Source organism: Micromonospora sp. ATLC16 (assembly GCF_057196645.1).
This window is the reverse complement of record NZ_JBXUOW010000007.1, coordinates 18,852-34,092: the sequence shown is the minus strand read 5'-3', so window position 1 is coordinate 34,092 and position 15,241 is coordinate 18,852. Positions and strand designations below refer to the sequence as shown.

General features: G+C 70.6%; 14 protein-coding genes. 8 read left to right on the top strand and 6 right to left on the bottom strand.

Going from position 1 to position 15,241, the window contains the following annotated elements; all coding sequences use genetic code 11:
- Positions 1-122 precede the first annotated feature (122 nt).
- Complete coding sequence (locus AC2CHE_RS05010; RefSeq protein ID WP_484503705.1) at positions 123-2,918, top strand: DEAD/DEAH box helicase; 2,796 nt, start codon at positions 123-125, stop codon at positions 2,916-2,918.
- Between the two features lie 53 nt (positions 2,919-2,971).
- Here AC2CHE_RS05010 and AC2CHE_RS05005 read toward each other — a convergent pair whose 3' ends face one another.
- The 6 genes from AC2CHE_RS05005 to AC2CHE_RS04980 form a co-directional block, all read right to left on the bottom strand.
- Entirely contained in the window at positions 2,972-3,193 is a 222-nt protein-coding gene (locus tag AC2CHE_RS05005; RefSeq protein WP_484503704.1) for a hypothetical protein, read from the bottom strand.
- Positions 3,190-4,380, bottom strand: coding sequence for a helix-turn-helix domain-containing protein (locus tag AC2CHE_RS05000; RefSeq protein WP_484503703.1), 1,191 nt, complete (start codon positions 4,378-4,380; stop codon positions 3,190-3,192). The genes AC2CHE_RS05005 and AC2CHE_RS05000 overlap by 4 nt, the downstream gene beginning before the upstream one ends.
- Positions 4,381-4,462: 82 nt before the next feature.
- Complete coding sequence (locus AC2CHE_RS04995) at positions 4,463-5,578, bottom strand: helix-turn-helix domain-containing protein (RefSeq protein ID WP_484503702.1); 1,116 nt, start codon at positions 5,576-5,578, stop codon at positions 4,463-4,465.
- Between the two features lie 258 nt (positions 5,579-5,836).
- Complete coding sequence (locus AC2CHE_RS04990) at positions 5,837-6,361, bottom strand: hypothetical protein (protein ID WP_484503701.1); 525 nt, start codon at positions 6,359-6,361, stop codon at positions 5,837-5,839.
- Between the two features lie 138 nt (positions 6,362-6,499).
- Positions 6,500-7,306: an SDR family NAD(P)-dependent oxidoreductase gene (locus tag AC2CHE_RS04985; protein WP_484503700.1), complete on the bottom strand. Its 807-nt coding sequence runs from the start codon at positions 7,304-7,306 to the stop codon at positions 6,500-6,502.
- Positions 7,303-8,151 (bottom strand): fumarylacetoacetate hydrolase family protein, encoded by an 849-nt coding sequence (locus tag AC2CHE_RS04980; protein WP_484503699.1) that lies wholly within the window; start codon positions 8,149-8,151, stop codon positions 7,303-7,305. Before AC2CHE_RS04980 ends, AC2CHE_RS04985 begins: the two co-directional genes overlap by 4 nt.
- A 239-nt stretch (positions 8,152-8,390) precedes the next feature.
- Here AC2CHE_RS04980 and AC2CHE_RS04975 point away from each other — a divergent pair, with 239 nt between their 5' ends.
- From AC2CHE_RS04975 to AC2CHE_RS04945, 7 genes are all read left to right on the top strand, one after another.
- A complete protein-coding gene (locus tag AC2CHE_RS04975) occupies positions 8,391-8,855 on the top strand; it encodes a universal stress protein (protein WP_484503698.1) in 465 nt (154 codons plus the stop codon).
- A 43-nt stretch (positions 8,856-8,898) separates the two neighbouring features.
- The gene (locus tag AC2CHE_RS04970) at positions 8,899-9,519 is read left to right on the top strand and encodes a M23 family metallopeptidase (protein WP_484503697.1); all 621 of its coding nucleotides are present in this window, start codon (positions 8,899-8,901) and stop codon (positions 9,517-9,519) included.
- A 270-nt stretch (positions 9,520-9,789) separates the two neighbouring features.
- Positions 9,790-11,325, top strand: coding sequence for an ABC transporter substrate-binding protein (locus tag AC2CHE_RS04965; RefSeq protein ID WP_484503696.1), 1,536 nt, complete (start codon positions 9,790-9,792; stop codon positions 11,323-11,325).
- An 18-nt stretch (positions 11,326-11,343) separates the two neighbouring features.
- A complete protein-coding gene (locus AC2CHE_RS04960; protein WP_484503695.1) occupies positions 11,344-12,288 on the top strand; it encodes an ABC transporter permease in 945 nt (314 codons plus the stop codon).
- Positions 12,285-13,175, top strand: coding sequence for an ABC transporter permease (locus tag AC2CHE_RS04955; RefSeq protein WP_484503694.1), 891 nt, complete (start codon positions 12,285-12,287; stop codon positions 13,173-13,175). The genes AC2CHE_RS04960 and AC2CHE_RS04955 overlap by 4 nt, the downstream gene beginning before the upstream one ends.
- Positions 13,172-14,155, top strand: a complete 984-nt coding sequence (locus AC2CHE_RS04950; protein ID WP_484503693.1) for an ABC transporter ATP-binding protein — start codon at positions 13,172-13,174, stop codon at positions 14,153-14,155. Before AC2CHE_RS04955 ends, AC2CHE_RS04950 begins: the two co-directional genes overlap by 4 nt.
- Complete coding sequence (locus AC2CHE_RS04945) at positions 14,152-15,225, top strand: ABC transporter ATP-binding protein (RefSeq protein WP_484503692.1); 1,074 nt, start codon at positions 14,152-14,154, stop codon at positions 15,223-15,225. The genes AC2CHE_RS04950 and AC2CHE_RS04945 overlap by 4 nt, the downstream gene beginning before the upstream one ends.
- The last annotated feature ends 16 nt before the right edge of the window (positions 15,226-15,241 follow it).

The following is a 15,241-nucleotide window of genomic DNA, read 5'->3' as shown; positions in this document are numbered from 1 at the left end:
TGCAGTTGTGGCACCGGAAATACGGTTGATGCACCACTTTGACAGGTGCCACAACTGCATGGTCAGCGGCGTTCGGTGGATCGGGCAGGTGGCATGGTCAGCTGTGCGGCATGGTCGGGTGGGTGGCGGGGTACCGGGCCGGGGTGCGGATGGACAAGGCCGAGCGTGCAGAGTTCCGTCGGCTCGTGGCGGACTTCAGACGGTGGGGTCAACTCGCCCAGGATGTGCGGAACTGGCACCGGGCCGTCCAGCAGGGGGCCAGCGCCGCCGAAGGGGCCATGCGGGACCGCAGCGTCGTGGTCGACCGTTCCGGCCAGGGGGCGTGGCGTGTGCTCGCGTTGCGGGCGAACGACCGTGACGCCGTCGGGCGCCTCCAGGAGCGGGCCAGGCTTCCCGCGACGACAGCCGCCGACGACGCCCTGCTGCGTCTGCTCATCGATGACGCCCCTCGCGCCGTCGCCGACCTCGCACCCATGCTCGACGTACGCCGTTACCTCGCCGGGCCAGCCAGGAAGCAGTCAGCGGCCACCGCCGCGATGTTCCTACGTGACCGGCACGCGCAGGTCGTCGCCGCAGGTGGTCCGGAGCGCCTGGCGTACCTCGGCGTCCCCACCGCACCCGCAGAACCGGTCCCGGACAGCCTCCGCGACCTGCTCGACCCGTCCCTTCGCTTCGCGCTCCTCGCCGAGCGAAGCCGCCGGGAGCCCGAGCTGGTCGAGCGGACGGGGCAGGAGCACGGGCCCGCCGGGCGGGTGGCACCGCAGCGGGAGCCGGCCGGGTGGACCGGTCCGGAGCCGGAGCTGGTGGACCGGTCGGTCTTCGGCGGTCTGCCGGCGGCACTGGCCGCCATCGACAAGGTCGTGGCCGGCGAAGCCGCGTACCGGTCGGCGGCACGTGAAGCGGGTGAGAAGGTCAGGCATCGTGAGGTGCAGAGCATCCTGCGGGACATGCCGGTGGAGGCGTTACGAACCGTCACCCGCGACCGGTTCCGCCTCGGGCCGCTGGCCGACGCCGGAATCGTCACGGTGCAGGACGTGCTGCACCATGGCTCTTCGCTTCAGGCTCTTCCGGGCGTCGGGGAGACCTCGGCCCGTCGCCTGATCGGAGCGGCCCGCACCCTCTGGCAGACCACGTACGACGACACGCCGGTCCGCATCGAGGTCGACCACCGCCACCCGGAGACCACCCACCTGCTGCGGTGCCTCGCCGAGTGGGATGCGCGTCGCCGCACGCGTGGCGCGGCAGCCGACCTCGAACGCGCCGCCGAACTCGCGCCGCTGGGCGGCACCATCGACCGAAGCACCGCTCACCTGCTGGTGGTGCCGACCCGGGGGCTCGCCGCCAGCGGGCTGGGCGAGAGCATCGAGATCGTCAAACGGCGAGCCGACCTGCTCGTCAGGTCTTCCGCGCCCGGCCGGCGGAGTCTGCCCGCCGACCCGTGGGACGACTTCCTCGCCCGCCCAGCCGACTACTTCGCCATGCTCGCCGAGCTGGGATTCGCCAGCGGCGACGAGAACACGGTGCACGGCGACCTCCCAGACGAGATCATCCAGGCGGTACGCGACCAGGCACTCGACGGTGCCCACCTGACCGCGTCCCTGCGCGGTTACCAGAGCTTCGCCGCCCGCTTCGCCCTGGTCCAGCGCAAGGTCATCGTCGGGGACGAGATGGGCCTCGGTAAGACAGTCGAGGCGCTCGCGGTACTGGCGCACCTGCGCAGCAGGGGAAGTACGCATTTCCTGGTGGTGTGTCCCGCCGCCGTGGTGACCAACTGGGTCCGCGAGATCAGCGGCAAGTCGAGGCTACGTCCACACCGGGTGCACGGCCCGGAACGCGATGCCGCGGCCCGTGCCTGGCTGCGGGACGGGGGCGTGGCGGTCACCACCTACGAGACCCTCGCCTGGTGGGGGCCGCAGTTGCGGGAGGTCCCCGACCTGGCGTGTGTCGTGGTCGACGAGGCCCACTACGTCAAGAACCCACAGGCGCAGCGGTCGATCAGGACGAAGGAGATCGTCGCGCGCGCCGAACGGGCCATCCTGCTCACCGGTACGCCACTGGAGAACAAGGTCGACGAGTTCCGCAACCTCGCCTCCTACGTACGCCCCGATCTCACCGTCGACGCCACCGATCCGTCACCCGCGCGGTTCCGGCGGCAGATCGCACCCGCGTACCTGCGCCGCAACCAGGACGACGTGCTTGACGAACTGCCCGAACTCATCGAGGTCGAGGAGTGGCTGCCGATGTCCTCGGCGGACACCGCGCGTTACCGCGAGGCGGTCGAGCGGGGAAACTTCATGCAGATGCGCCAGGCGGCCATGCTTGAGGCGGCCGAGTCCACCAAGGTGCAGCGCCTCGTCGAGATCGTCCGGGAGGCGGCGGAGAACGAGCGCCGGATCATCGTCTTCTCCCATTTCCGGCAGGTCCTCGACGTGATCGCCCGTACCCTTCCCGGCCCGGTCTTCGGACCACTGACGGGGTCGGTGCCGGCCAACCACCGGCAGCGGATGGTGGACGAGTTCTCGGCCGCCCGGTACGGTGCCGTCCTGGTTGCCCAGATCGTGGCCGGTGGGGTCGGGCTCAACATCCAGTCCGCCTCCGTCGTCGTCATCTGTGAACCGCAGCTGAAACCCACCACCGAGGCGCAGGCCGTCGCCCGGGCACACCGGATGGGGCAGGTCCAGTCGGTGCAGGTGCACCGGCTGCTCTCCGAGGAGGGCGTCGACCAGCGGATCACCGAACTGCTGGCGGGCAAGCGCCGCATCTTCGACGACTTCGCCCGGGTCAGCGACACGGCCGCCGCGAGCCCCGAGGCGGTGGACCTGTCCGAGGCCGAACTCGTCCAGGAAGTGGTGGCCGCCGAGCGCCAACGCCTTCTCGCCCCCGCGCCCGATCTCCCGCCCCAGCACGCGCCGTCGTAACCCGTTGCCGAAGGATCTGTGGCAGTAAGAGCGTCAACCGCCCGGCGTGTCGACTACCGCGACCGCCACGGATCGGGAGTGTCACCGTTTCCGGTCCAGCGGGTCTGCCTGAGGGCGGTGAGGAGGTTGCGGGCGGCGGTGGCCACGGGACAGTCGGGGACGCGGCAGATCGGGCAGCGACCGTCGGAGCCCTGATGGTGGTCACGAAGCGTCCAGCGGGCGGTCAGGGTGAGCCGGTTGAGGATCTGCGCCAGGGTGAGCAATGGTGCGGTCATGCGCGGGTCACCCCGAGGGTGGCGGCCAGCGCGACGACCGTGGCCGGAGCGCCCGGATGGCGGACCGTGGCGGCGAGCACGTTCCGGGCGGCGGGTCGTTGGCGCACCTCGGCGGGTGCCGTCCGGTCGGCCTCCAGCAGCACCCGGGCCGCGTTCACCGGGTCGGCAACCTGAAGGTACGCACGCCCGGCGTCGATCAGGTGGGCGGCCCGATGCTCCGGTGGCAGCCACCGCCAGCCGTCCCGTCCGACCGCCTTCTCGTGTTGGGCGATCGCCTCGTCCGGCGTACCCAGATCGATCGCGACAGCGACCCGGGCGAGCGCCACGGCGGTCGGTCCGAAGCTGGTGTGATTATGATCGTTGCCGTCGCCGACCTCGACGGCCAGGTCGGCGGCCTCGTCGACGCGGGCGGCGGCCCGATCGTCACCGTGCCGGGCCGCTGCGAGCGCCGCCTGCACGAGCAGCGCACCGCAGAGCGACAACCGAGCCACGTCGAGGTCGGCCCGGCCGATCCGGTACGCCGCCGCCAGCGCCGCCGCGCCCGCCTCCCGCGCCCGACCGCCGGCTCGCAACACCTGGCCGAGCTGCACGGTGGCGGCGGCGACCAGCAGCGGATCACCGGTCGCGACCGTCATCGCCCGGTCGGCGGCGAGCCAGGCCAGCTCGGTCTCGTCGAGCTTCACCAGCAGCGAAGCGGTCACCCGGTACGCCTCCACCAGCAGCACCCGGCCCGCCTGCGGATCGTGGGCGTGGCCGCGCTGCGCCCCGGCCAGCAACTCCGGCAGCAGACCGATCAGCGCCGGGTACCGCGCATGCTGGAAACTGGTCCAGGCATGCGCGACGCCCCGCGCCAGCCGAGCCGCGTCCGGCGCGTCCCGGCGCGCCGCCGGCCGATCCAGAGCGATGTCGTACGCGGACAGTGCCGCTCGGATCAACTCCACGCCCTCGATGCGCGTGGCCACGTCGGCGGGCCGACTGTCCTGGCTGAGCAGCAACGCCTGATCGATCCGCAGCGCGGCGGCGATGTCCCGCAGCGTGGAAACCTTGTCCAGGGCCCGTACCCCGCGCTCGACCTTGTCCACCCAGCTCTTGGACTTGCCGAGCCGGTCGGCGAACACCTGCTGCGACATCCGCCGCCGCGCCCGCCAGTACGCCACCCGCCGCCCGATCGGCACCACATCCATCATCGCCACCTCCCTGAGCAGGCACTATGTGCCCTCGATCAGCATTCAGTGATCGGATGGTGGCGGTCGAGAGTGTGGGTGTCTGCTATCTACCTGCGGACATTGCGCGGACAGCCCCGTCGGCCTGATCAACGAGACTGGCAGTGTGGGTCGCCTGCCCGATGCTCCAGACCCACTCGTAGATGCTCTGCGCCTCGCTGGCGTCTCCGGTGTCCACGAGCGCGGCCGCCAGCCGCAGGAGGTAGGGCCCGGTCCAGGCAGCGCCAGCAGCCTCCGGCGGTAGTCCGGACAGACCCAACCGCAAATGTTCGATCGCCTGCACGTTCCAGCCGAGGAGCCGGTAGGCGAGGCCGCGCTGCATGGTCAGGTAGGCAGCTGAGTGGAAGTAGATCCACGGTGGCTCGCGGTCGGGCGCCTGGCGGGCTGCCTCCACCAACTCCGCAGCCTGATCGAGCAGGGCGGTCACGAAGTCCGCCTCGCCGATCAGCGCGTGACCACGGGCTTGTTGCTGGATGGCAATGGCACGTATGCCAGGGCTGGCCGGCTGTCGTGCCGCCGCCGCAGAAAGCCCGATCATCGGGTGCGAACGCCGCTCCGACCAGGCGAGATGTCCTCGCATGCTGAGCACCGTGGCGACCATGTCCGGATCACCCGCCTCAGTGCCCCACTCCAGGGCCGTGCCGTACCAACGGCTGGCGAGCCGAGGCCGGTCGCTGGCGGCGTACAGCCATCCACCGAACTGGGCCCACTGTGCGGCGAGGTCAACCACCTTCGGTCGCAGCTCCGAGGTTGCCTCCGCGACGAGTGTGGTGACCAGGTCCAGTTGGGTACGCATCGTCGGCAACAGTGGTGTGGAGCCGAGGGTGTCTTCCAGCCGACGATGCGCGGCGAGCAACTCGGCCAAGGTGTGCAGGGTCGCAGGGTCGACACGACGGGGATGCTGGGCGACATAGGACAAGCGCTCGGGGTCGCGCGGCGCGGGCGACGGATGCAGCATGCCGGACAGGACGCCGTCGGTGTCGAGCACATCGTCGAGTCGTGCGGCCAGGTCTACGGCTGGCCGTCGTCGACCCGTCTCCAGATCGTGCAGATGCCCTCGACTGGACAGGACGAGCGGAGCGAGCTGCCGTAGTGACATGCCCGCCAACAGGCGGAGCCTACGCAGTTCCCCACCGAACCGACCATCCGCGATGACTGCCATGGGCGATACCCCCGAACGTGACTATTCGGCACCGGCTTACCTCCTGCCGCCACTTCGGAAGGTACATCGATGCAGCCGCTGAGTAGCGTGGTGTGACCTCCGTCGAGCCCAGGTAGTGCTCGGTCTAGGCGAGCGCGCTCTGCTGATTTATGACACACCGGTGGGTGGTCGGGTGTGGCTGATCGTTAACTCCGTGCCCCGGAGCATCACGCCATCGGCGACGGGTCGTTGCTGGGTGGGAGCGGAGTGCTGGTGGACTCAGTCGACTCGGAGTGAACGGGTGATCGCTTCGGCGACTGCGGGGTTGCTGGATACGGCGATGAGGGTCACCTCCCGGTCGGGAACCACCACCACCTGCCGCGTCCGGCCATCCGGCAACACATCGCCGCCTCGGAGGACGGAGTGGCCGAACGCTTCGCCAGCCTCGGTCGCGAGCTGGGCCACCGGGTCGAGTTCGAGATTCGCGCGCCGAATCTCGGCGTAGTCGACGCGAGGTCTCGGCAACACGGCGCAGCCCGCGATCAGGTTGACGTCCACGATGTAGGTGTCGCGCATCGGCGTGCCGCATTCGGTGGCATTGCGCGGCCACCCTGCCGGCACCGAGATCCGTACGCCCTCGCTGGCGACCTCTTGCTCGCCGGCTGGACCGCGATCCCGGTTGGCCGCAGTCACCACCGTGGCGAGGGCGAGAACCGCCCCGATCACGACGGCGGCCACCACCATCCGTCGGCTCCGATCCCCGACGAGCCGGCCGACCGGGCTCGCCTGGCCGACGCCCTTCATGGCGAGTTAAACCTGCTGACCGAGAAGATCGAGTCGCTGCGGTCCAGCCGGGACCTGCTCGCCGGCGTCGTGGGAAGCCGTGGACCGTGCCTCTCTGTCCCGCTCGGCGTCGGCGTGGCGAGCCGCGGACCGGGCAGCTCAGGCCCTGCTCGGCGGCGTCGGCAGGCGTAGGCCGTGCATGCCGCCATCGACGGCGAGCACGCTGCCGGTGGTCGATGCGGACAGTGGACCGGCCAGGTACGCGACGGCGGCGGCGACCTCCTGCGGGGTGGTGAGGCGACCGGTGGGCTGGCGGGCCCGCAACGCGGCCAGTTCCGCCGCCGGATCGTCGGCGGCGTCGAGTAGCCGACGTACCCACGGGGTGTCCGCCGTGCCCGGGTTGACGCAGTTCACCCGGATGCCGGCGGTGACGTAGTCGGCGGCCATCGCCAGGGTGAGCGCCTGCACCGCACCCTTGCTGGCACTGTAGAGGGCCCGCTGCGGCAGCCCGAGCCAGGCGGCGATGGAACCGATGTTGACGATGGCGGCGTGCGCGGAGGCGCGCAGGTGCGGCAGCGCGGCCCGGGTCACCCGGACGATGCCGACCACGTTGACGTCGAGAACGTGGTGCCAGTCGTCGTCGCTGTCCGCCTCGATGGTGCCGACCGCGCCGATGGCGGCGTTGTTGACCAGGACATCCAAGCCGCCGAACGCGGCATGGGCGGCGGCGATCGCGGCCCGTACGGACGCGTCGTCGGTCACGTCGGCGGCCAGGCCGAGCAACGGCTCGGGTACGTGCTGCGGGTTCAGGTCCAGGCAGGCCACCCGGGCACCCCGCTCGGCGAGCAGGGTGGCCGTGGCCAGGCCGATGCCGGAGGCGCCGCCGGTGACCACCGCCGCCAACCCGGCGAACTCGCCCGAGCCGGTGGTGGGTCCGTCGGCGAACCCCGGGCTGTCGCCGGTCACGCCGGCGCCAGCGTCTGACGTTGCCGGCCCAGGCCGTCGATTTCCAACTCGACCACGTCCCCGGCGACCAGGTACGGCTTGGGTTCGGGCTGCCCGAGGGCGACGCCGGCCGGGGTGCCGGTGTTGATGACGTCGCCGGGGTAGAGCACCATGAACTGGCTGAGGTAGCGGACGATCTCGGCCACCGGGAAGACCATGTCCTTGGTGGTGCCGTCCTGCCGCAGCACGCCGTTGACCCAGAGCCGCAACCGCAGGTCCTGCGGATCGGGAACCTCGTCGGCGGTCACCAGCCACGGGCCGAGCGGGTTGAACGTCTCGCAGGACTTGCCCTTGTCCCACTGGCCGCCCCGGTCGAGCTGGAATTCCCGCTCCGAGACGTCGTGGGAGATGGCGTACCCGGCGACGCAGTCCAGTGCCGCCTCGGTCGACGGCAGATAACGCGCCTTGCGGCCGATGACCACGGCGAGTTCGACCTCCCAGTCCGTCCTGGTGCTGCCGCGGGGCACCAGCACGGGGTCGTCGGGACCGACCACCGTGTCCGCCGCCTTGAGGAAGACCACCGGCTCGGTGGGCAGGGCCGCCCCGGTCTCGGCGGCGTGGTCGCGGTAGTTCAGCCCGATGCAGACGATCTTTCCCGGCCGCAGCGGAGGACCGGTCCGCAGCCCGGTGGGGTCCATCGGAGACAGGTCGTGCGGGGAGATGCCGGCCAGTCGGGCCAGGCCGTCGGTGGCCAGGAAGGCGGGGTCCAGGTCGTCGGTCACGCCGCTGAGGTCACGTAGTTGGCCGGCCTCGTCGAGCAGTGCCGGCGTCTCCCGCCCCGGAGGACCCACTCGCAGCAGCTTCACCGTCACCCCCAGATACCGCGGCGCGAACGAGCCGCAAGACATGTGATGTCTACCAGGTGATCGTGACGCCTCACAAGTGCCTTGATCGACGGCGATCTTCCTCGGGGCCGGGCGGCTCGACCGTGTCGCAGGTCCTGCCCCGCCCAGGGCCGTCCGACCCGTCCGGAGGGGGCTCCGGCCGCTGGTCCGCTCCACGACCGGGCGCTGCACTGGAAGCAGGACGGAGAGGAGTGAGAACGATGACGTATCTGATTGTCGTAGGCGTCGATGGTTCGGACGGTGGGCGGCGTGCCCTGCGGTGGGCGGTCGGTGAGGCGGCCGAGCGCAACGGCACCGTGCAGGCGGTGACCGCCTGGCGGTGGGACGGCCTGGACGGTGGCGCCATGGTCGCTCCCAACCCGATCGAGGAGGAGAAGCGGGCCACCGCCCTGCTGGCCCGGCAGATCGGCGAGATCACTCGGGGCACGTCGGCGGCGCCGGTCTCCGCCGAGGTCGTCGAGGGCCGGCCGGCCGACGTGCTCACCGCCGCCGCCCGTCGCGCCGACCTGCTGGTGCTGGGCAGCCACGGGCACGGCCGGCTACGGCACACCGTGCTCGGCTCGGTCAGCGAGGAGTGCGTACGCAAGGCGACCTGTCCGGTGGTGGTGCTTCCGGTTCCGGTGCCGGCGCCGAGCGGTCCCGCCGTGCCGGCGGTGCCGGCCTGACGGGGAGCGACGGGGGTTGCCGGTCTCTGACATGCTCTGGGCCGTGACGACCGGCCACCCCCGTTCCCACCGCCGCGCCCGCCGGACCCGGCTCGGGCTCCTGTTCAGCCTCGGTGTCGTGATCGCCCTGGCCGTGGCGGCCGTGATCGTGCTGCGCCCGCCCGGGCCCCGCCCGCTGTTCCAGATGCCGGTCGCCTGCGGTGAGACCTGGCAGGTCGGCACCTACCCGGGGCACGGCGACTACGACGTGGACTTCTTCCCGCTCTCCGGCGACCCGTGGGGACAACCGGTGCTGGCCTCGTACGAGGGCACCGTCACCGTGGCCGGGATCAACGGATCGCTGGGTGGTCGTACTCCGGACGATCCGGACGGCCCTCGGGGTCGTGGCGGTGGCTACTGGGTGAAGATCGACCACGGTGGCCGGTGGGAGACCCAGTACCTGCACCTGCTGGAGCCACCGCTGGTGCAGGTCGGCCAGGAGGTCGCGCAGGGCCAGCAGATCGGTCGGATCGGCAGCACCGGCAACTCCGGTGCCCCGCACCTGCACTACGAGCAGCGGCGCGGTTGGCAGAAGGTGGAGACCTACTTCGACGGCGCCCCGTCGGGCATCACCCAGGACGACGCCGAGTACACGCTGCGGCTGATCAGCAACAACTGTCCGTAGCGCCGGTGCTGTCGTACCCACCTGATGGGGTACGTCCCATGGGTGTTCCGTACTACTACTGCTGGTGCTGATCGCCCGGGTCACAGCTTGACGGCGAACGTGCCCGCCCGCCGGTCCGTGCCCTGCCGGCCGGCGGGTTTGCGGTTAGCGTGAGCGAGCGGGGAGGCGGCGACCAGGGCAATTTGCCACGTTTTGTGTTGACATCGATCGGTCAGGGGATCAGACTCGCAAAATCTTTCGATTGCCGCGGAAGAATCCAGGGGGAGGACCATGTCCAGGACCAGATTCAGGTTGGCCGGCGCGACGATCGTCCTGATGCTCGCCGCCGTGGCGGGATGCAGTGGGGGCGAGGGCGTCGACGTCGACGGCAACGACACGGCGGGCGCCGGCGGCGTGCTCGACGCCGCGATCGGCGGCGAGCCCGACCAGCTCGATCCACACAAGACCTCCGCTTACTACAGCTTCCAGGTGCTGGAGAACGTCTTCGACACGCTCGTCGAGCCGGACGCCAACCTGGAGATGAAGCCCTCCGTGGCCACCGAGTGGACCACCAGCGAGGATCAGCTGACCTGGACGTTCACCCTCCGCGAGGGAGTGAAGTTCTCCGACGGTACGCCGCTGACCGCCGAGGACGTCGTGTACTCCTACAACCGGATCATCGACGAGAAGCTGAACAACGCCTACAAGTTCGGCACCGTGAAGTCGATCGAGGCCACCGACCCGAAGACCGTGGTGGTGACCCTCAACGCGCCGACCCCGAACCTGCTGGCCAACCTCGGTGGCTTCAAGGGCGTGGCGATCGTCCAGAAGGCCAACGTGGAATCCGGTGAGATCACCACCAAGCCGGTCGGCAGTGGACCGTTCGCCGTGGAGAACTACAGCTCCGGCGACAGCATCCGGCTGGTCCGCAATGACAACTACTGGGGTGAGAAGCCCAAGCTGGACGGCGTCCGGTTCACCTTCGTCAGCGACCCCACCGTCGCCCTGCAGAACCTGCGCGGCGGTGAGGTGCACTGGACCGACAACCTGCCACCGCAGCAGGTGCCGGGGCTGCTCGACGGGGACGACCCGACGGTGCAGTCGGTGCCGTCGACCGACTACTGGTACCTCGCGCTCAACCAGGGCCGCAAGCCGTACGACGACGTCAACGTCCGCCGGGCCATCGCCTTCGCGCTGGACCGTGAGGCGATCACCAAGGCGGCCAAGTTCGGGCTGGCCACGGTCAACCAGACGGCGATCCCGCAGAACAGCGCCTTCTACTACGAGTACGCGCCGTACACCCACGACGTCAACCAGGCCAAGCAACTGCTCGACCAGGCCGGGGTGAGCGGTCTGACCATGGACCTCATGGCCACCAGCGAGTACCCGGAGACGGTCACCGCCGCCCAGGTCATCGCCTCGCAACTGAAGGCCGTCGGGATCACTGTCGAGATTCGTACGCTGGACTTCGCGCAGTGGCTCGACGAGCAGGGCGCCGGCAAGTTCGACGCGTTCATGCTCGGCTGGCTGGGCAACATCGACCCCGACGAGTTCTACTACGCCCAGCACCACAGCGACGGCACGTTCAACTTCCACAAGTACGCCAACCCGAACGTCGACCGGCTGCTCGACCAGGCCCGGACCGAGACCGACCAGGCCGCCCGCAAGCAGCAGTACGAGCAGGTGGCCAAGCAGATCGTCGACGACGCCAGCTACATCTACCTCTACAACCCCGATGTGGCACAGGGCTGGTCCAAGCAGGTCAGCGGCTACGAGGTACGCACGGACCGGGCGATCCGGTTCCGCGACGTGGCTCTCGCCCGGTGACCCGGCGGGGGATATCAGGTGGCCCGCTTCGTCATCCGTCGGCTGTTGCAGTCGGCAGTCGTGCTGCTCGGCGTGACCCTCGTGGTGTTCCTGCTGCTCCAACTGGTGCCGGGTGACCCGGTCCGGGTCGCCCTCGGCACCCGTTTCGACCCGCAGACCTACGAGGCGCTGCGGGCCCGGGCGGGGCTGGACCAGCCACTCGTGGTGCAGTATTTCGACTACCTGCGGCGGGCACTGACCGGCGACCTCGGGGTGAGCTTCCGCAGTGGACGGCCGGTCACCGCGATCGTGCTGGAGCGGCTGCCGGCGACCCTGTCGCTGGCGGTCACCGCGGTGGTGTTCGCCATGGCGGTCGCCTTCCCCCTGGGGATCGTCTCGGCCGTCCGCAGCGGCTCGCTTGTCGACCATGCGGCCCGGGTGTTCAGCCAGTTCGGTGTCTCGGTGCCGGATTTCTGGATGGGAATCATGGGCATCCTGCTCTTCTCCGGGGTGCTCGGGTGGCTGCCGCCGTCGGGGTACGTCGCGCTCACCGAGGATCCGGGGCGCTGGGCGTCCCACGTGGCGTTGCCCGCCGCCACGGTCGGCCTGGTGACCGCCTCTATCCTCACCCGGTTCATCCGTTCGTCCATGCTGGAGGTGCTCTCCGAGGACTACGTGCGCACCGCCGCGGCTAAGGGACTGCGTACCCGGGTGGTGGTGTTGCGGCACGTGCTGCGCAACGCCCTCATTCCGGTGGTGACCGTGGTGGCGGTGCAGTTGGCCAGCCTGCTCGGCGGGGTGATCGTGATCGAGGTGCTGTTCGCCTGGCCCGGCATCGGGCGGCTCACCTACGACGCCGTCGCGGCCCGGGACTATCCGGTGCTGCAAGGGGCGGTGCTGCTGGTCGCGGCGCTGTTCCTCCTGGTCAACCTGTTGGTCGACATCCTCTATGCCCGTCTCGACCCGAGGATCACGGTCAAATGAGCGAGCAGACGATCAACCATGAGGGGCAGTTGCGCCGGGTGCTCGCCGCGCTGCGGCGCGATCCGCTCGCCCTGACCGGCAGCCTGGTGTTGGTGGTGCTGGTCGTGGTCGGCGTGGGGGGCTCCTGGCTGGCGCCGTCGGGGATCAACGAGGTGAACGTCGACCAGATGCTTCAGTCGCCGAGTTGGGCACACCCGTTCGGCACCGACGAGTTGGGCCGTGACGTGCTCAGCCGGGTCATGGTCGCCGCCCGGGTGTCGTTGCAGGTCGGCCTGGTCAGCGTCGGCATCGCACTGGTGGTGGGTGCGACCCTCGGTCTGTTCGCCGGCTACTACCGGGGCTGGCTCGACAATGTGCTGATGCGCTGCATGGACGTGCTGTTCGCGTTCCCGGTGCTGCTGCTGGCGGTGGCGATCGTGGCGGTGCTCGGCCCGGGACTGGTCACCGCGATGGTGGCGATCGGCGTGGTCTACACGCCGATCTTCGCCCGGGTGACCCGGGCCGGCGTGCTCTCGGTGCGGGAACAGGTCTTCGTCCGGGCCGCCGTCTCGGTTGGCGCGTCCGACCTGCGGATCATGCGGCGGCACGTGCTGCCGAACATCGCGGCACCGCTGATCGTGCAGACGTCGCTCTCCCTGGCCTTCGCGATTCTCTCCGAGGCGGCGCTGTCCTTCCTCGGCCTCGGTGTCCAGCCACCCGATCCGGCCTGGGGCCGGATGCTGTTCGACGGGCGTGGGTTCGTCACCGACGCCTGGTGGCTGGGCTTCTTCCCCGGTGCGGCGATCTTCCTCACCGTCCTGGCCTTCAACCTGGTCGGTGACGCGCTGCGGGACGTGCTGGATCCCCGCCAGCTCACCGTCAGCGAAGCCAGGAGGAGCACCGCATGAAGCCGGTACTGGCCGTCGAGGACCTGACCGTCACCATCGGCACCCGGCGTGGACCGGCCCACGCGGTCGCCGGGGTCGACTGGGCGGTGCGGCCGGGGGAGACCCTGGCGCTGGTCGGCGAGTCCGGCAGCGGCAAGAGCATGAGCGTGCTCGCCGCCACCGGGCTGGCCCCCCGCACCGCGCGGGTGACCGGGCGGGTGCACCTGCACGACACGGAACTCACCGGGCTGACCGAGGAACGTCGGCGGCGACTGCGTGGGCGGCACATCGGGTTCGTCTTCCAGGATCCGATGACCTCGCTCAACCCGGTGCTCACCGTCGGCCGGCAGGTCACCGAGGCCGCCGAGGAGCATCTCGGGCTGACCCGGCGGGCCGCCCGGTCCCGCGCCGTCGAGCTGCTGGAGATGGTCGGCATCCCGTCAGCGGGGCAGCGGGTGGACGCGTACCCGCACCAGTTCTCCGGCGGCATGCGCCAGCGGGTGGTGATCGCCATGGCGTTGGCCTGCGAGCCGGACCTGCTGATCGCCGACGAGCCGACCACTGCCCTCGACGTCACCACCCAGGCGCAGATCGTCGAGCTGGTCGCCGACCTGCAACGACGCCTCGGCACCGCGGTCGTCTGGATCACCCACGACCTGGGTGTGGTCGCCGGCATCGCCGACACCGTGGCGGTCATGTACGCCGGCCGGATCCTCGAACAGGGGCCGGTCGACGCCGTGTTCGGCACGCCGTCGCACCCGTACACAGCGGCACTGCTGGCCGCCCGCCCGGATCCGGCGGCCGGCAGCGCGGAACTGGTCACCATCGCCGGTGCGCCGCCCAGCCCGTTGGACCTGCCGGCGGGCTGCGCATTCTGGCCCCGCTGCCCGGTGCGGGGTGACGCCCGCTGCGAGCACGAACTGCCGCCGCTGGTACCGGTCTCGGCCGGGCACCAGGTCCGCACCTTCTATCCGCAGTCGAGCGACGGGGAGCGCCGATGAGCGAGCGGCAGCGAGCGGATCATCAGCTCGGCGTGGTCGTGCCGGCCGACGGTACGGCGCACGGTGGGGTGCCGAAGCAGCGGGAACCGGGCGAGGTGGTGGCCGAACTCGACGATCTGGCGGTGTGGTTCCCGACACCGGCCGGTGTCGTGCGCGCCGTCGACGGCGTGTCGTTGCGGGTACGGCGGGGGGAGACGTTGGGGCTGGTCGGCGAGTCCGGCAGCGGCAAGTCCACCACCGGGCTGGCCCTGCTCCGGCTGGTGGATCCCACCTCCGGCACGGTCCGGGTGGGCGGCCAGGACGTCACCCGGTGGTCCCGGCGACGACTGCGGGCGCTGCGTCGCCGGGTGGCCATGGTGTTCCAGGACCCGCAGGCGTCCCTGGATCCCCGGCTCACCATCGGGGCGAGCATCGCCGAGCCACTTGTCGTGCACCGGCTCACCGACGGCGGCGCCGCCCGTCGCCGCCGGGTCGACGAACTGCTCGACATGGTCGGATTGCGCGGCGACCTGGCCGACCGGCATCCACACGAACTCTCCGGCGGGCAACGGCAGCGGGTCGGCATCGCCCGTGCCCTGGCCGGCGAACCGGATCTGATCGTGCTGGACGAGCCGATCGCCTCGCTCGACCTGAGCGTGCAGGCGCAGATCATGAACCTGCTCCGCCGGCTGCAACGGGACCTGGGCCTGACCTACCTCTTCATCGCCCACGACCTGGCCGCGGTGGAGCACATGAGCGACCGGATGGCGGTGATGTATCTGGGGCGGATCGTGGAGAGCGGCACCCCGGCGCAGATCTGGCGCGACCCGGCCCACCCGTACACCGCCGCGCTGCTGTCCGCGGTGCCGGTCGCCGACCCGCAGGTCGAGCGGGACCGCCGCCGGATCATCCTCAGCGGTGACATTCCCAGCCCGGTGGACCCGCCGGGTGGCTGCCGATTCCGCACCCGCTGCCCGCAGGCACGACCGGAGTGCGCCGAGACCGATCCGGTACTGGCCGAGGTCGATCCCGACCACCGGGCGGCGTGCCTGTTCGCCAAGGAGGCCGTGCGCGCCATGCGGTCGGCGTGACCCCGGTGCCCGCCGG